The following is a 16,139-nucleotide window of genomic DNA, read 5'->3' as shown; positions in this document are numbered from 1 at the left end:
GGTCGAAGATGGGCCGATCCTGCAAATGCGGCCCATCTGTCACCAACGTCAAAAGATTACGGCTGCGGGATCGGCACGACGGTGACTGTCGAGGAATTGGCAGCAGGGTCCGTACCGAACCACTTTTTGTGAATAGCCGCAGTGGTCCCATCCTGCTTCATGGCGGTAATCGCATCGTTGAGCTTGCCAAGCAACGGATGGTCCTTCGCCATCATCAGACCATATTGCTCCCCGGTCTGAATTCGGTCTTTCACGGCAAACCCCTTCATCTTCAGAAAGAGATGTTCCATGCCGGGTATGTCGGAAATGACGGCATCTATGCGGCCTGCACCGAGATCAAGAAACAGATCCTGTTGCGAGTTATAGCCTTTGATATCGGCGAAGCCTTTGGCCTCTTTGTTTTCCTTGACCCATTTTTCGCCGGTAGAGCCGGAAAGGGCACCAACGGTCTTGCCCTTCAAATCGGCCAGTCCGGTGACAGCGCTATCGGTCTTGGTCGCAACCCCGATATCTGAATCGTAGTAAGGCTGGGTGAAGGACTGTGATTTCAGGCGTTCCGGCGTGATTGTTATGGACGAAACCGCCACGTCGATACGCCGGGAAGTCGTTGCGGCAAACAGGGCCTGAAACCCGTAATCAGCGATTTCCGGCTCCAGTCCGGCCCGTTTGGCTGCCTCGGTCGCGATATCGATTTCGAAGCCTTCGAACGTCCCATCGGCATTTTTCAACTCGAAAGGAGGGTTGCTGGGATAGGCACCGATATTAAGTGCGTCGGCAGCCAGAGATGCAGATGTCATGGCAAAGGAGCTCGCAGCCAGAGCGCTTGCAAGGCCTGCCATAGCCAGAAAATTACGGCGACAGATCATCATGTTGTTATTCCCTCTATGGGTCGTTTCTTTTCGGCAGAAGTCCCTGCTCCTACCTGCGTCGACCTATTTGATTATTTGATCATATGGAATTTTAAGTTTCAACTAAAATCGCATTGGTCTGAGCAACCAGACCGCAGCGAAGATGCTCCAGTCATTCAAAGGGAACCAAAGAACCGCTGAAGGCGATCCATGGCTTCATTGACACGTGCAAGCGATTGCGAACCGAAACAGACACGCAAATGCCCTTCACCGCCCGCTCCGTAAAAACTCCCCGCTTCCAGCACAACGCCCGCCTCTGTCATGATGCGTTCGGCCATGTCCTGCGACTTAAGACCCAATGCAGCGATTTTGGGAAACGCGTAGATCGTGCCTTCCGGCCAGTCGCACGTGACACCAGACATTTGATTTAACCGCGACACGACAATGTCGCGCTTTACTTTGTCTTCCGTCACCAGTTCGGCCAATATCTCCTCCGGCCCTGAGATCGCCGCCAGCGCCCCCGCCTGAATGAATGTGTTCACGTGAGTGACGTCGTTGGTCGTGATCTTCAAGATACCTTCGATCATATGCTGCGGTGCTGTGAGATACCCAAGTCGCCAACCATCCATGGCAAAACTCTTGGTAAAAGCGAACATTGAAATCGTTCGCTCCTTCATGCCGGGCAACGAAGCGATCGAAACATGGCGCGCGCCATCGAACAGTATCTCTTCGTAAACCTCGTCAGAAACCACCACCAGATCGTGACGGCGAGCAATATCCGCCAGAACTTCCAGCTCCTCGCGACTGTAGACCCGTCCCGTCGGGTTACACGGATTGATCAGAACAATCATTTTTGTGCGGGCCGTGATCTTGGGTTCGATCAGTTCCGCCTTGATCGAGAAACGGTCGCTGGCATCCAGCGGCGCCAGAACAGGTTTGGCTCCGGCGAGTTCTATCTTGCCGATATGCTGAGGATAATAAGGTTCCAAGAGGATTGCCTCGTCGCCCGGGTCAAGCAGCGCCATGAAAGCGGCAAAGGACGCATGGGTCAGCCCGTTAGTGACAACGATATCGGAGGCTGAAACATCCATGTCATTCTTCTCACGCAGACGGGCGGCCAGGGCTTCGCGCAATTTTGGGATTCCCTGAAAATGCGAATAATGGACATCGCCTGCCATCAATGCATTGACCGTCGCCTGCTTGATATGCAGTGGCGTATCGGCATGGGGGCTGCCAAGCTCCATGTGGATGAGGTCACCGGCATCCGCTCCGAGTGCCGCTGCCCGGGCATACATGCCAAAAGATTTGCTGGAACTTTCGGTGATGCGTCTGGCAAGGCGGATCATGAATCTATCTCTCCTGTTGTTTTCCGTCTCAGCCCCGCCCCTCAGCGAGTGTAAAAGCCGGCCTTCCGGGAGCCTGGTCAGCTTGGCGTAATCAAACCAGCACCGTCCTGTCCCTTTGTTTTCACATCTTCGTCGTGAGCACACTGCATGAACGCAGCTTCAACCTGGATTGGCTTCCCAACATGCGCGCATCTAAAGATCATTTGATCAAATAAGCAAGTGAAATATTTCCTGATAATTTCTGCAAGTGCAGGAATTATATCATTCCTCATATCCAATTGTTATTGTTGTGTTTTTTATCGTATCTCAACGCGAAAGCAGAGAGTAGATCAGTCATCCATATCGAATGGCGGAGCTGGGAATGCTATTCCTCATTGTCATCCATGAGGTGATTGCCGGCCGATTTTTTGAGACGCTTCATATCTCTCAGCAACGAAGCGATGGTGTCGCGATCGACCTCGGCCATCAGATCACGTAACCAGCTTTCATGGACCCGCGCCATTTCTGCGAACACCGTCTGCCCAGAATCAGTCAATCGCGCGACGGTAACGCGTCTGTCGGCACCGGGTGTTTCACGACGCACAAGACCGTCGGCTTCCAATCGCTCAATCAAGCCGGTGATGTTGCCATTCGTCACCATGGTCCGGCGCGAGAGTTCCCCGAGCCGTAACCCGTTCGGTTCCCGGTAAAGTTGGGCAAGAATGTCGAATTGTGGCAGCGTGACACCAAATTCTTTGCGCAGACGGCGGCGGATTTCCTGTGAAACCAGTCTGGTTGTTGCAAGCATACGCAGCCAGAGGCGCAACTCCTGCTTTTCGCTCTCATCGACTTCGGTGACTATAAATTCGAGATCCATTATCCGCCCGGTGCATATCGTTGCGCTGCAATCAATGAGAATTGCGCCAGACAGCCGATATTTCAAGCCTAAATTAACCTGACCGCTACACCCCTGCCCTTTATTGGTCGGCAGATCACACAAAAACCTTCCCTTAAAGCAATCGAACTGTGAAGAATGCCGTCGACATGCGAGCCCAGTTTTTACAGATGACCGATATTATACTTGAATGCATATAACTGCATTACCTTGCACGAGGTTTCACTACCAGTCACGGCAGGACGCATGGACAAAAAAGTCCAGAAAATTCGGTTTATTGGCGAACGCTCTTCTGCCGCGAGAAAATTCCTGGAAGATTCTGTAAAAGAGATACTTGCAAGAGCATATTCCCTGCCATAGGCTTCGAGTGAACGTCCGAAAGAGACCGGTTCATCAAGGACCGCACAATAATGCCGGCGCCGGCTCAGGGCGAAATGGGGATTTCATGAACGATACATCTGCTCTTTCCAGCCTTGCGTCCGGACTGCTGTCTGGCGCCGTCAGGGTCGTTGACATCACCGCACCACTCGGTCCGGATACGCCCGTCCTTTACCTTCCCCCACAATTCGGCAAAAACACACCGAACGTTAAAGTTCACACTATCAGCCAGTACGATCAGGACGGTCCGTTCTGGGCCTGGAACTGGATAGAGCTTGGCGAGCACACCGGCACCCATTTCGATGCCCCGTGCCACTGGATCACCGGCAAGGATCACTCCAACAACACCACCGATACGATCCCGCCACAGAACTTCGTTGCTCCCGTAAACGTAATCGACCGTTCCGCACAAGCCGCCGCCGACGCTGATTATCTGCTGACGGTTGATAGCATCAGGGAATGGGAAGCAGAGCATGGCGAAATTGAAGCCGGGTCATGGGTTTTGATGCGCACCGACTGGTACAAGCGCAATGGTTCAGCCGATACATTTCTGAATGCCGATGAAAACGGTCCACATTCTCCGGGACCAACGGTTGAAGCAATCGAGTATCTGCTTTCCAAAGGCATTATCGGTTGGGGTCAGGAAACAGTCGGTACGGATGCAGGATCCGCAGGAGCCATGACCCCTCCATTTCCGGCACACAACCTCATGCACAAGGCAAACCGATACGGACTGGCAAGCCTGAGCAACCTTGATCAGCTACCAGCCAAGGGGGCGATCCTGATCGCAGCACCCTTGAAATTCGTGAAAGGAACCGGCTCGCCGGTCCGTGCACTCGCACTCGTCGTCGGAGAAAAAACGACCGGACAGTAGCATCTGCGACAAGGAAGTCCTGCACCGAGCCAAGAAAGGCTACGTCACATACTATAAAGTATGTTGCGTTTCACTGTCTCCAGCGATTGGAGGCAGTGAAAGCGCGCTTTGATTGAACTGATTTCGAACGGTCGGTGATTGAACCACTTCTTCCGACCACAGTGCGCGGCAAACCTCATGTCGATGAACAGCACATTTCGAACGGTATTCTCTGGCATCTGAGAACAGGTGCACCCGCATTCCAGTTCGGTACGATCCTCTTCTTGGAGGCTTGCTTTAGGAGTTTTTGCCTCTTTCGTCATTGCGCAGGCGGTGCGGGCGGAAAATCGCCTTGCAACTGTGGCGACGGCGACGGCGACGGCGAGGATGGTTGCGGCTCCGGTTCAGGGGCCAGCGGCGACGGATTATCCATCATATTGCCGCTATCTGGCTCCGGATTGGGCAGAGACGTATCGGGTTTGTCACCGAAGATGCCGAGACGCGCTTCCACAGCCTTACGACCCGCTTCGTCATAGGCACCACCCGGAACAGCCTTCGCCCAGCCATTGGCAACCAGCCATGCGGCTGCATCTTCATTGCCCAGCATGCATTCGGTCGCGACCGCAGCACCGCTGTCATTTTGCGGCAGGCGGCACATAACGGCACGGGAACGCAACCATTGCCGGAAGGCAGTGCGCGCCTGCATGCCGCACGGCCAGCTTTCACCGGAAGCGGTCTGGCAGGTCTGTTCTAAGGGTACGATTTCGATGCCCTGCAATTCAATCATACGGCCCTGACTTTCAAGCCGTCCGGCCGCCACAGCGACAGGTCGCTGCAAAAGCTGCATCTGTTCGCCCGCATCGACAGGCGTGGCCGGTGCCGGTGGCTCTGGCGGTTTGGGCGTGGATGCAAGACCGAGATCGCTCAGCGGTGGACGCGGTGCCTCGCGTTCAATGCCGTTGTCATTCACCTGGTCGTTGACCTTGCCGTTCTCTTTCCACGCAGGCGGCTGCCCTTCAACGGGGGCGGTTTGGCCCGGTTGCGGCGACGTCTCCTCCGAAGCATTGCCCGTTTCAGGCGATGTCTCCGGCTCGTTATAGTCAAACTGTTCGACGACGATACCGTTTCCCGTACCGGATTCTGTCTTCGTATCACCGGAGTTGATGACGACCACCGGGCGATCCAGTGCACCATAGAACGGCGCCACGAAGGCTGCGATCAGAACTGCGCCTGTTATGCCAGCCAGACCGCCGAAAACGGCGCGTGCATGGCTTCTATCCTGCGATTGCGCCATTACTGGCTCGCCCATAAAATGCGGGCGACCCATTCGATATCCTTGGACTCGAAAATGCGGTTCGGATGTTCGGGATTGAGCGAATGAAGCTCAATGGTTCGTGGCGTCTGGCGATGCAAGATCTTGGCCATCACTTCTCCGTCTTTCGTCCGCACCACTACGCGATCGCCCCGGCGAATGGCGGTATTGGGTGCTACGATCAGCGTATCGCCATCACGGTAAAGGGGCAACATTGAGTCGCCCGAAACCTCCAGCGCGTACACACCTTCCCCCGATCCGGCCGGGAATTCCACAATGTCCCAGCCTTGTCCAGCCGGGAAACCGGCATCGTCGAAATAGCCGCCAGCGCCCGCTTCGGCCATGCCGAGCAATGGAATGGACTGCATGTCCTGCGTATATTCGCCGAATTGCGGCGTGCGATTTTCGCCACGGATGAGCCGCGTGAATTCATCGAACGTCGAGCCGGTTGCTTCCATCACCTTGGCCAGCGATTCCGTCGAAGGCCAGCGCGCACGCCCATCGGAAGCATAGCGCTTGGATTTGTTAAAGGTCGTAGGGTCGAGCCCTGCACGACGCGCCAGCCCGGACGCGCTCAGGGAATGACGTTCAGCCAGGGCATCAATGGCCGCCCACACGCTCTCGTGAGAAAACATAGTAATGATCCGCCACCTAGGTTCCGACATATCTTCCTGAATAATCCCCATCAGGAAAGATATGTTTCAAAGGATTTTAAACCTATTATTCCGTCCCATCTTCGGCTTCAACCTACCGAAAAAGCAGTAATTGCGCAAGACGGCTGAATTAACAGGGAAAATTTTCTTATCCGGGAATGGTGCAGTTCAGCTATGGCAAGGAGCACAAACAAAAAGCGCGGCATGAAACATGCCGCGCCTGATAATCTTGCGAAGGATTAAGCTTACGCTGCCTTCTTTGCTTCCGTCTTGTACGGGTTGAAACGCTGGTAGAAGCTTTCACCGTTTTCGGCCATGTCGAGCAGAAGTTTCGGCGCCTTGAACTGCTGGCCGTACTTCTTCTGCAACTCCTTGGCAAGCTTGACGAATTTCTTCGCACCCATGCCATCGATATAGGACAGCGTACCGCCGGTATAAGGCGCGAAACCAAAGGCAAGAATGGAGCCGACATCGGCTTCACGCGGATCGGTGACAATGCCTTCTTCCATCACGCGGGCCGCTTCCAGAGCGATGGTGACGAGGAAGCGCTCTTTAAGCTCCTTCACATCGATCTTGTCCGGATTCTGCTGCGGATACAGATCCTTGAGGCCCGGCCACAGCTGCTTCTTGGCGGGCTTTGCCGGATAATCGTAGAAGCCCTTGCCGTTCTTGCGGCCCTTGCGGTCGAACTCGTTGACGAGACGATCCACCAGTTCCACATGACGCGGATCGACCGCCTTTTCGCCAAGATCGGCAAGCGTTGCCTTGAGGATCTTCTGTGACAGGTCGATAGCGGTTTCGTCGTTGAGCGCAAGCGGACCAACCGGCATACCGGCCATACGGGCGGCATTTTCGATCATGGCCGCCGGAACACCTTCAACCAGCATGTTGTAGGCTTCCGACATATAGCGCAGCACGCAACGATTGACGTAGAAGCCACGCGTGTCGTTGACGACAATCGGCGTCTTCTTGATCGCACGAACGTAATCAAGGGCTACGGCCAGTGCCTTGTCGGACGTCTTCTTGCCGAGGATCACTTCCACCAGCATCATCTTGTCGACAGGCGAGAAGAAGTGGATGCCGATGAAGTTCTTCGGACGCTTAGAGACTTTCGCAAGACCAGTGATCGGCAGGGTCGAGGTGTTGGAAGCAAAGACTGCGGAAGTCTTGAGCACTTCCTCGGCCTTCTCAGTCGCAACACGCTTGACTTCGCGGTCCTCGAACACGGCTTCGATCACCAGATCGGCACCTTCGAGAAGCGCATAATCAGGCGTTGCGGTGATGAGCGACAGGAGCTTTTCCTTGTCTGCTTCCGTCGCGCGGCCCTTCTGCATTTCCTTGGCGATGAGGTCAGCCGTATGCGCCTTGCCCTTGTCGGCAGACTCCTGATCGCGGTCGATCAGCACAACCGGGATGCCTGCCTTGGCCGTCACATAGGCGATGCCTGCACCCATGAAGCCAGCGCCGATAACGCCGATCTTCTTGAGCTTGGTCGGCTTTTCATCGACCGGACGGCGTGCGCCCTTGTTCAATTCCTGCAGCGACACGAAGAGCGAACGGATCATCATGCCCGCTTCGGTCGTCTGGAGAATTTCGGTGAAATAGCGCTGCTCGATCTTGAGGCCGGTATCGAACGGCACCAGCAGGCCTTCATAAACCGACTTCAGAATGGCAAGCGCTGCCGGATAATTGCCGGATGTTTCGCGACGCAGGATTGCCGTTGCGGCAGGCCAGAGATTCGCACCGGCAGCCGAATAGATCGCGCCACCCGGCAGTTTGAAGCCTTTTTCATCCCATGGCTGAACCGGCTTGAGACCGCCCTTGATGAGCTTCTTTGCGGTTTCGACCAGCTTCTTGGCCGGAGCAATCTCGGTGACGAGACCCATTGCCTTGGCGCGCTGAGCGGTCAGGCTGGAGCCGGTCGTCATCATCTGGAGCGCATCCTGCTGATTGGCAAGGCGCGGAACGCGCTGCGTGCCGCCAGCGCCCGGAAACAGACCGACTTTCACTTCCGGCAGAGCCATCTTCACGCCCGGTGCATCCGACACCACCCGTGCATGGCAAGCGAGCGACATTTCAAATGCGCCGCCCATGCAGGTGCCGTTGATAGCCGAAACCCAAGGCTTGCCGCAAGTTTCAAGCTTGCGGAAAAGACCGCTCATCTTGCCGACATTGTCGAACAGGGTCTGGACCGCGCCCTGCGGGTCTTTGGCCTTCTGCTTCTGGAATTCCTTGAACATGCCTTCCAGCATGGTCAGGTCCGCGCCGCCAGAGAAGCTGTCCTTACCTGACGTAATAACAACGCCCTTGATCTTATCATCGGCAGTCACCGCGTCGATGATGGAATTCAGTTCCTGCATCGCCTCGACGGTGAAGACATTCATCGACTTTTCAGGCATGTCCCAGGTAATGAGAGCGATGCCGTCGGCGTCGGTTTCAACTTTGAAATTTACATAAGCCATTCGTAAAACCTCCCTCGCCTTAAACGCGCTCAATGATTGTCGCTGTGCCCATGCCGGCACCGATGCACAAGGTCACCAGTGCCACGTTGAGATCGCGGCGTTCCAGCTCATCCAGCACCGTACCGAGGATCATAGCGCCGGTTGCACCAAGCGGATGCCCCATGGCAATGGCGCCACCATTGACGTTGATCTTGTCGTGCGGAATGTCGAAGGCCTGCATGTAGCGCAGAACAACGGCAGCAAAGGCTTCATTCAGCTCGAACAGGTCGATGTCCGAGATTTTCATCTTGGCCTGCTTGAGAAGCTTTTCCGTCACATCGACCGGGCCGGTCAGCATGAGCGCTGGTTCAGAGCCGATGTTGGCGAAAGCACGAATGCGCGCACGCGGCTTGATATCGAATGCCTTGCCAGCCTTCCTGGAGCCGACGAGGACGCCAGCTGCACCGTCGACGATGCCCGACGAGTTACCGGCATGGTGGACATGGTTGACGGTTTCGATTTCCGGATGCGCCTGAATGCCGACCGCATTGAAGCCGCCCATTTCGCCCGGCATCACGAAGGATGGATTGAGCTGGCCCAGCGCCTGCATATCCGTCGTCGGCCGCATGTGCTCGTCATGGTCGAGAATGGTCAGGCCATTCTGGTCCTTGATCGAAATGACCGAATTCTTGAAATAGCCCTTTTCCCACGACTTGGCAGCGCGCTTCTGGCTTTCGACAGCATAAGCGTCGACGTCATCGCGGCTGAAGCCGTATTTCGTGGCGATCAGATCGGCAGAAACACCCTGCGGCATGAAATAGCCGGGGAAGCCGACCGATGGGTCCATGTACCAGGCACCGCCCGACATGCCCATGCCGACACGCGACATGCTTTCCACGCCGCCGGCAATCACCAGATCGTCGGAACCGAAGGCGACCTTGGCTGCTGCCAGATTGACCGCATCGAGGCCCGAGGCGCAGAAACGCGAAATCTGGATGCCCGGCGCTTTGAAGTCGTAACCGGCTTCAAAAGCCGACGAACGCGGGATGACCGCACCAGCTTCGCCGACCGGGTCGACGCAGCCGAAAATAATGTCATCTACCTTTGCCGTGTCGATACCGTTGCGGTCGCGCAGGGATTCCAGAACCTTCGCACCCAGACGAACGGCAGGCACTTCGTGCAGGCTGCCATCCTTCTTGCCACGTCCGCGCGGTGTGCGCACGTGATCGTAAATATAAGCCTCAGCCATGTTGACTCCTTCCCGCTAAATTCGAAATTTAGCTCAATCCCTAACTCAGAATGTGTCCGCGTTGAGCGCCATCATCGAATCCGCGCCCGACTGGATGCGTGCGAGATGTGCTGCGCTTTCCGGCATGATCCGCTCGAAATAATAGCGCGCGGTAACAAGCTTAGCTTCAAGGAACGCCTTGTTGCCTTCGCCACTGCCAAGCTTTTCTTCCGCGATCTTGGCCATGCGTGCCCACATGAAGCCGAGCGCCACCAGTCCGAAGAGATGCATATAGTCGTTGGAGGCAGCACCGGCATTATCAGGCTTGGCCATCGCATTCTGCATCAGCCACATGGTGGCGGCCTGAAGATCGTTGAGACCCTTCTTCAGATGCTTGGTGAAGAAGGAAAGCTTCTCGTTCTCGCGATTGGCTTCGCAGAAATCGCCCACTTCCTTGAAGAAGGCGGTGATTGCGCGGCCACCGTTAAGCGCCAGCTTGCGACCGACGAGATCAAGCGCCTGAATGCCGTTTGCACCTTCATAGATCATCGCGATGCGCGCATCGCGCACATACTGGCTCATGCCGTGTTCTTCGATATAGCCATGGCCACCGAAGACCTGCTGCGCCATGACGGCGTGTTCAAAACCCTTGTCGGTCAGAACGCCTTTCAGAACCGGCGTCAAAAGACCAACGAGATCATCTGCTGCCTGACGTTCCGCCTCATCGCCTGCACGATGGGCGATATCAGAGTTGAGCGCCGTCCATAGGATAAGCGCACGACCAGCTTCATTGAAAGCACGGATATTCATGAGGTTGCGGCGGATATCCGGATGCACGATGATCGGATCGGCCTTCTTGTCCGGTGCCGCGGCACCCGAAAGCGCACGACCCTGAATACGTTCGCGCGCATAGATGGCGGCATTCTGGTATGCGGTTTCGGCAATCGAAAGGCCCTGCAAAGCCACACCAAGACGCGCTTCATTCATCATGGTGAACATGGCGCGCAAGCCCTTATGGGCTTCGCCGATCAAAAAACCCTTTGCCTCGTCATAATTCATGACGCAGGTGGAATTGCCGTGGATACCCATCTTTTCTTCGATGGAACCGCAGGACACGCCATTACGCTCGCCGGGATTACCGTTTTCATCAAGAATGAACTTCGGCACGATGAACAGCGAAATGCCCTTCACGCCCTCCGGCGCGCCGTCGATACGAGCCAGCACCAGATGGATGATGTTTTCGGACATGTCGTGTTCGCCAGCCGAGATGAAAATCTTCTGGCCGGAAATCTTGTAGGAACCGTCTTTTTGCGGCGCGGCGCTGGTGCGCAGCAAGCCCAGATCCGTACCGCAATGCGGCTCGGTCAGGTTCATCGTGCCGGTCCAGGTGCCTTCCACCATCTTCGGCAGATAGGTGTCCTTCTGCTCATCGGTGCCGTGGGTCAGGATTGCGGCAATCGCACCCTGCGTCAGGCCCGGATACATGGTGAGCGCCATATTGGCTGACGACATATATTCGCCGACAGCCGTGTGCAGGAGATAAGGAAGCCCCTGCCCGCCATATTGCTCCGGCACGGCAAGGCCGAGCCAGCCGCCTTCGCGATAAAGGTCGTAAGCCTGCTTGTAGCCTTTCGGCGTCGTCACCGAACCATCCGAATGACGCTTGCAGCCTTCGCGATCAGCGGTCTGGTTGACCGGAAACAGGGTGCCCTCGGCGAGCTTCGCACCTTCAGACAGGATTGCCTCGACGACATCGGGCGACGCGTCGGCAAAGCCCGGCAGATTGTTGTAGCGCTGATAATTCAGAACGTCATTGAGAACGAAATTCGTATCCTCAACTGGCGCGCGATAGCTCGGCATAGAAATCCTCCAAATTCACCACCTGAGCCGTTCCGCGATGGCTGGAACGAGCCCGTAACCGCGTTTCATGCCTGCATGCCACATTATAGCAAAACGTTGTGACAGCGCGCATGTTGCAACAAAAAGGGATGATTTTCTGCGAAAACAGCCATTTTTGCCGCTTTTTTGACTGACCACATCACGGAATTCGCGCTCGTCCAGTCAATTTCGGCTCGAAGCTAACCTACTTTGACGTTTCCGTAAACGTCAAAAATTACACAAGTTCGTGCGGGACGGGGAAATGTTCATGTATGTAAACGCCGCCTTGGTTTGTCCCCCTACGCCTTGGTATGGGCATTTCGTTGCGTTTGATTTGTCCAGTTCGGGAAAATCATCGAATTAATGGGAAGCAGACCGTTTGCATTCCACAGTTCAACTTCACGATCTACGCGCGTGTCAGTGAAGTTCGATATTACGATTGCCCTCAAAAACTGATGGCCAAACTATATGGCGACCATGAACTCGGTATCGTTTTCATTAATAGACGGTAAGCCGCACCCTTGTTAGGCTATAGGTAATGGGGGTGATTCTAATGTCGTCTGCGCCAAAGGCATGTCTTCACATGCGAGCTAATTGGCTCGGCCCTGTCGGTAGTTTGGATGCTGACCTAAGTAAGTATGCTCAAAACCTAATTTATGCCCGGAACGGTACGGGGAAATCATTTCTTACTCGTGCACTCAGGTACCTTGACCTTCACGGGGATGGCGAAGATATCCAAGAAGCGCTGATTAATCTCCTTGCCGAAGAATCCACGAACGGCGATGGTTTTTTCGAGCTTTCACAGGGTGGCGTCAATATCGGCAAACTCATGTTGAGCTCAACCACATCGCGGGTCACTCCGGACGTCAGCGACCGCATTTTCCATGTCTTCTCCGATGATTTCGTTCACGCTGAACTTCGACAATCAAACTTTGTCGTCAACGGAAATATCGAGAGCAAAATAAGCCTAGACCAGTCGATAATCAGTACCAAGGATGCAGAGGAGACTCTGGCGCGGGCGGAATCGCATTTGAAAGAAATAAGAGAACGGCTAGAACAGCGAACGCTACAGCTCAAAGACCAGCAACTCGCTTCGAAGGCTAGCGTAAATAAGCGCCTCAGAGAATACGGCGACATAGAGTTGGCCACCCTTTTAACGACGCACACAACTTTACCAGAGCAGGCTGCGCGATCTTTCGGGGATGTTCTAAACGATCTTGATAGACTCAAAAGCGTCCCCGCCGAACCTGACTATCCGGATAATATAAGCAAACCGCTTTTCGACCCCGCGTTTTTAAATGCCACCTCCGAAAATATCGCTAAGATCACCTCTCCCTCGACAGTGGCCGAAGAAATCAAATCCAAGATCGCCGCGAACCCTGAGTTTATCGAAGCTGGAGTCGACATCATTCAGAAGGATGCGCACGATTGCTGCCCTTTCTGTGAACAATCCATCGCGCACCCCCCCGCCAAAGACCTAATCGCCTCGTACATAGCTTTCTATGCAGATGCAGAAGGTGGGCATAGAGCAGCACTTCGCAAAGATTGGACGTGGATTAAAGGCCTTAGAGATGCCCTTTCTCAATGTGAAAGGTCTGTAGCCAGAAACCTAATCAAATACGACCGGTTAAGGAAGTTGGTACCGTCACAAGCGAGCGTTTCAGTACCCAATATTTCAACCCAAATCGAGGCTATAGACAAATATCTGGGCGAATTGGCTGATACCATTGAGCAGAAGGGAAGAAACCCAAGCAAGGAAGTCGTCCTTCCAAAAGGTGATCCGCTTTCCTTATTCCAGACGCTGCATACAATGATCGATGAGATCAATAAAACGTTCTCCGCACTGGCGATGGCGATCAAAGCTTCTGACACGGAACGACGAAATCTTCATCGGGAAGCTTGCTCTGTTTTCGTTATCGACTTTGTGCGATCAAACTGGACTTCATTCGAAACTATTCGAGCACGAGAGGGTGATGTGCGAGTAGCCTCGGAAGACCTCGCTTCGCTTAAGAAATCTCAACTTTCGGATAGCGCTCGCGACCGGGTCGCTGCGACATTCGAAGCCCTCGTGACTAGCTTCTTCGGTCATAAATATACTTTCGACAAGGCATCATTCACTCTTCGGCGAGAGAACCGCGAGATGGCGCGAGGACCAAGCAGAACCCTGAGTGACGGCGAAAAGACTGTGATCGCCTTCTGCTATTTTATCGCCTGTGTTCATAAGAAAGTAAAAGCGACCTCCGACTACGCAAAAATTTTTCTGGTGTTCGATGATCCGATTACGTCGATGTCTTATGACTACGTCTTTGCAATTGCACAGACGCTTAAGCACTTGAGCATTTCTACGATAGGTGAAGTCTCGATCAATCCAGCGGATATAAACAAAGGCCACCTGAGACCTGATCTATTGGTTTTTACCCATAGTAGCTATTTCTACAATATCTGCGTCACTAACCGGGTCATAAAAGATGAAGCCGCCTTCTTCCTGTATAAAACTGGAGCATTTCACCAGTTATCGAGGCTGAAGAAGTACGTCGCCCCCTTCGAAGAGCATTTGCGGGAGATAGTCAACGTACATCAGGGAGCAGATCCCTCTCATACGACAGGACACGCTATACGTTGCGTTTTGGAAGCCGTAGGTCGCTTCTGCCACCCCGATAAATGTGACAGCCTGTCCAACTACATCAGTTACCTCGCGGGAGAAGAAGGCTTCGAGATCAAGAGCGTCCTCATCAATAATCTATCTCATGGCACTTACTATGATGAAACTCCTAGCCCGGATGAACTGCGTGACGCCTGTAATGAAACGATCCGGATCGTTGAGAAATACGCCAAGGGACAGCTCGGGGTAATTGGAGTACGTACCAACTGAAAATGTTAATGCGTTAGTAATCCAATGGCTGGCGCAGCCAAAAGCAGTCTCATTATTCCTGCAACTCCAAGATCTCGCTGGATGCTTGACAATACTTCTCTACAGTTGTGTTCAACCAAGTCGCAGCAGTATCATCGCTAATATGACCTAACTTTTCAGCTCTAACCACCAACGATGCAAACCGCCCTCGTCTATTTAATGGAGTTTCATTAATTGGAAAGTAGTCAAGTGTTAAGTTTTCGCGAGCTACCCATTCTTGTGACTGGTCCTTAATATCTCGAGGATGGACACTCGAAACATCAAGCTTCGCTATGTTTTGAATATGGTACGCAGCAGCTGTCATACTGACGCCAAAAGTGTTCATGACCGTTTCTAAAATATCTAGGCTAGTAGACTTCTGTTGAGCAATGGCACGAACAGCACTGGGCGGAGCAAGGAACGCGACCGCAAAGCCGTTCGCTCTACGCTCAACATTATCAGCTTCGTTTGCCAATCCCTTGAGGCTGTCGTATGAATCTACACGTAGTTTGTTCAATCTTTGATCAGGGTCCCCTACCAAATGTCCTATTTCATGAGCTAGTGTCATTCTTCGGACCCAGACCTTTTCGTTCTGCCCGGCTTCGTTCACAACAATCCCACGATTGGAACCGTTTGCGATTGTAGCTCCAGCAAAACGAGAAGTCAGCTTATCCTGCACTAATGGAACGCCCAACTTTCTTTCAAGAAGCTCGCGGATACTCACGATAGGCTCATCAGGTTTTAAACCAAGCTCAGCTCGGGCCTTCTCGGCAAGTGCATATCCCTTTTCTGCACTAACATAGCTATAATCATCCGACTGTAGCGTTCCTTTTGCTACTATCGGATGCACATCTATCTTCAAAACGCGCCCAAGTTCATTCTGCCTAGAAACGATCCATCCCGCCTCAGCTAGCTTCAGAACTGAGGAAGCATCAAACGTTTTAGCATCGACAGTACTGCGCAATTCTCGCAAACGTACTCCGAGTTCTCGATCTCCTCCGGCTTGCTCTCGAAAACCCACTATCCGCTCGTCTAACGCGAGTAGCGATGCAACTCGTTCGATATCACGAATCTTCGATGCTTTTCCTGGCGTCTCTAAGTTTTTTAAAACCTTGGTGTCGAGCCCTGAGAGCTTTTCAATATCGCGAATATCTAGTTTGAGATCCTCTCTCCTACGACGCAATGTATTGGCAGGTTCATCTCGACTACTCACAAGCGGAGCACTACCATCAACTGCAACTTTTTCGAGGATATCCAATCCGTAAAGGTCTAAGGCCTCTTTTGCCGTAATTTTTCGGCCTTTTGCCTGTTCGCTTGCGATAGCAAGCTGAACCTGACTCCTCACATATTTGTTTTCGCTGTTTGCTGCGTATTCCTCTAATGTATCGCCCCTTGCATTAGACCCAAATATTTTTACCATTTTTTCGTTATCTATCAT

Annotated in this window: 11 protein-coding genes and 1 pseudogene; 3 read left to right on the top strand and 9 right to left on the bottom strand. The window is 53.6% G+C overall.

The genetic code is table 11. The features are described 5' to 3' along the window. Nucleotides 1-56: 56 nt before the first annotated feature. The 3 genes from OHI65_RS06375 to OHI65_RS06365 all read right to left on the bottom strand — a co-directional run bounded on the left by OHI65_RS06375 (nucleotide 57) and on the right by OHI65_RS06365 (nucleotide 3,173). Nucleotides 57-869 (bottom strand): ABC transporter substrate-binding protein, encoded by an 813-nt coding sequence (locus tag OHI65_RS06375; protein ID WP_012093360.1) that lies wholly within the window; start codon nucleotides 867-869, stop codon nucleotides 57-59. Nucleotides 870-1,024: 155 nt separating this feature from the next. Continuing rightward, nucleotides 1,025-2,194, bottom strand: a complete 1,170-nt coding sequence (locus tag OHI65_RS06370) for a pyridoxal phosphate-dependent aminotransferase (protein WP_012093361.1) — start codon at nucleotides 2,192-2,194, stop codon at nucleotides 1,025-1,027. A gap of 364 nt (nucleotides 2,195-2,558) precedes the next feature. Then, entirely contained in the window at nucleotides 2,559-3,173 is a 615-nt protein-coding gene (locus OHI65_RS06365) for a MarR family winged helix-turn-helix transcriptional regulator (RefSeq protein WP_012093362.1), read from the bottom strand. Between the two features lie 340 nt (nucleotides 3,174-3,513). Here OHI65_RS06365 and OHI65_RS06360 point away from each other — a divergent pair, with 340 nt between their 5' ends. After that, a complete protein-coding gene (locus tag OHI65_RS06360) occupies nucleotides 3,514-4,320 on the top strand; it encodes a cyclase family protein (protein WP_125300993.1) in 807 nt (268 codons plus the stop codon). 134 nt (nucleotides 4,321-4,454) lie between these two features. After that, nucleotides 4,455-4,556: pseudogene (locus OHI65_RS06355) on the top strand (IS5/IS1182 family transposase); the annotation flags it as partial. Between the two features lie 62 nt (nucleotides 4,557-4,618). Here the strand turns inward: OHI65_RS06355 and OHI65_RS06350 are convergent. The 5 genes from OHI65_RS06350 to OHI65_RS06330 all read right to left on the bottom strand — a co-directional run bounded on the left by OHI65_RS06350 (nucleotide 4,619) and on the right by OHI65_RS06330 (nucleotide 11,793). Then, nucleotides 4,619-5,593, bottom strand: a complete 975-nt coding sequence (locus OHI65_RS06350) for a thermonuclease family protein (protein ID WP_125301046.1) — start codon at nucleotides 5,591-5,593, stop codon at nucleotides 4,619-4,621. Further along, entirely contained in the window at nucleotides 5,593-6,246 is a 654-nt protein-coding gene (locus OHI65_RS06345) for a helix-turn-helix transcriptional regulator (protein ID WP_029926626.1), read from the bottom strand. Before OHI65_RS06345 ends, OHI65_RS06350 begins: the two co-directional genes overlap by 1 nt. A 263-nt stretch (nucleotides 6,247-6,509) precedes the next feature. Then, entirely contained in the window at nucleotides 6,510-8,726 is a 2,217-nt protein-coding gene (locus OHI65_RS06340) for an FAD-dependent oxidoreductase (RefSeq protein ID WP_125300995.1), read from the bottom strand. A gap of 19 nt (nucleotides 8,727-8,745) precedes the next feature. Next, entirely contained in the window at nucleotides 8,746-9,954 is a 1,209-nt protein-coding gene (locus OHI65_RS06335) for an acetyl-CoA C-acetyltransferase (protein WP_125300996.1), read from the bottom strand. A gap of 45 nt (nucleotides 9,955-9,999) precedes the next feature. Then, nucleotides 10,000-11,793 (bottom strand): acyl-CoA dehydrogenase C-terminal domain-containing protein, encoded by a 1,794-nt coding sequence (locus tag OHI65_RS06330; RefSeq protein WP_012093367.1) that lies wholly within the window; start codon nucleotides 11,791-11,793, stop codon nucleotides 10,000-10,002. 571 nt (nucleotides 11,794-12,364) lie between these two features. Here OHI65_RS06330 and OHI65_RS06325 point away from each other — a divergent pair. Continuing rightward, nucleotides 12,365-14,683: an AAA family ATPase gene (locus OHI65_RS06325; protein WP_158295676.1), complete on the top strand. Its 2,319-nt coding sequence runs from the start codon at nucleotides 12,365-12,367 to the stop codon at nucleotides 14,681-14,683. A gap of 52 nt (nucleotides 14,684-14,735) precedes the next feature. Here the strand turns inward: OHI65_RS06325 and OHI65_RS06320 are convergent, their stop codons facing one another. Beyond that, nucleotides 14,736-16,139 (bottom strand): ImmA/IrrE family metallo-endopeptidase, encoded by a 1,404-nt coding sequence (locus OHI65_RS06320; RefSeq protein ID WP_183508443.1) that lies wholly within the window; start codon nucleotides 16,137-16,139, stop codon nucleotides 14,736-14,738.

Origin of the sequence: Brucella sp. MAB-22 (assembly GCF_025908475.1) — a bacterium.
Taxonomy (GTDB): Bacteria; Pseudomonadota; Alphaproteobacteria; order Rhizobiales; family Rhizobiaceae; genus Brucella; species Brucella anthropi.
This window is presented reverse-complemented; position numbering and strand designations above follow the sequence as displayed.

Coding starts and splice junctions, on each gene's coding strand:
- OHI65_RS06350 (WP_125301046.1), bottom strand. CDS start 5,593: ATGGCGCAATCGCAGGATAGAAGCCATGCACGCGCCGTTTTCGGCGGT.
- OHI65_RS06335 (WP_125300996.1), bottom strand. CDS start 9,954: ATGGCTGAGGCTTATATTTACGATCACGTGCGCACACCGCGCGGACGT.
- OHI65_RS06345 (WP_029926626.1), bottom strand. CDS start 6,246: ATGTTTTCTCACGAGAGCGTGTGGGCGGCCATTGATGCCCTGGCTGAA.
- OHI65_RS06375 (WP_012093360.1), bottom strand. CDS start 869: ATGATGATCTGTCGCCGTAATTTTCTGGCTATGGCAGGCCTTGCAAGC.
- OHI65_RS06340 (WP_125300995.1), bottom strand. CDS start 8,726: ATGGCTTATGTAAATTTCAAAGTTGAAACCGACGCCGACGGCATCGCT.
- OHI65_RS06330 (WP_012093367.1), bottom strand. CDS start 11,793: ATGCCGAGCTATCGCGCGCCAGTTGAGGATACGAATTTCGTTCTCAAT.
- OHI65_RS06325 (WP_158295676.1), top strand. CDS start 12,365: ATGTCGTCTGCGCCAAAGGCATGTCTTCACATGCGAGCTAATTGGCTC.
- OHI65_RS06320 (WP_183508443.1), bottom strand. CDS start 16,139: ATGATAGATAACGAAAAAATGGTAAAAATATTTGGGTCTAATGCAAGG.
- OHI65_RS06370 (WP_012093361.1), bottom strand. CDS start 2,194: ATGATCCGCCTTGCCAGACGCATCACCGAAAGTTCCAGCAAATCTTTT.
- OHI65_RS06360 (WP_125300993.1), top strand. CDS start 3,514: ATGAACGATACATCTGCTCTTTCCAGCCTTGCGTCCGGACTGCTGTCT.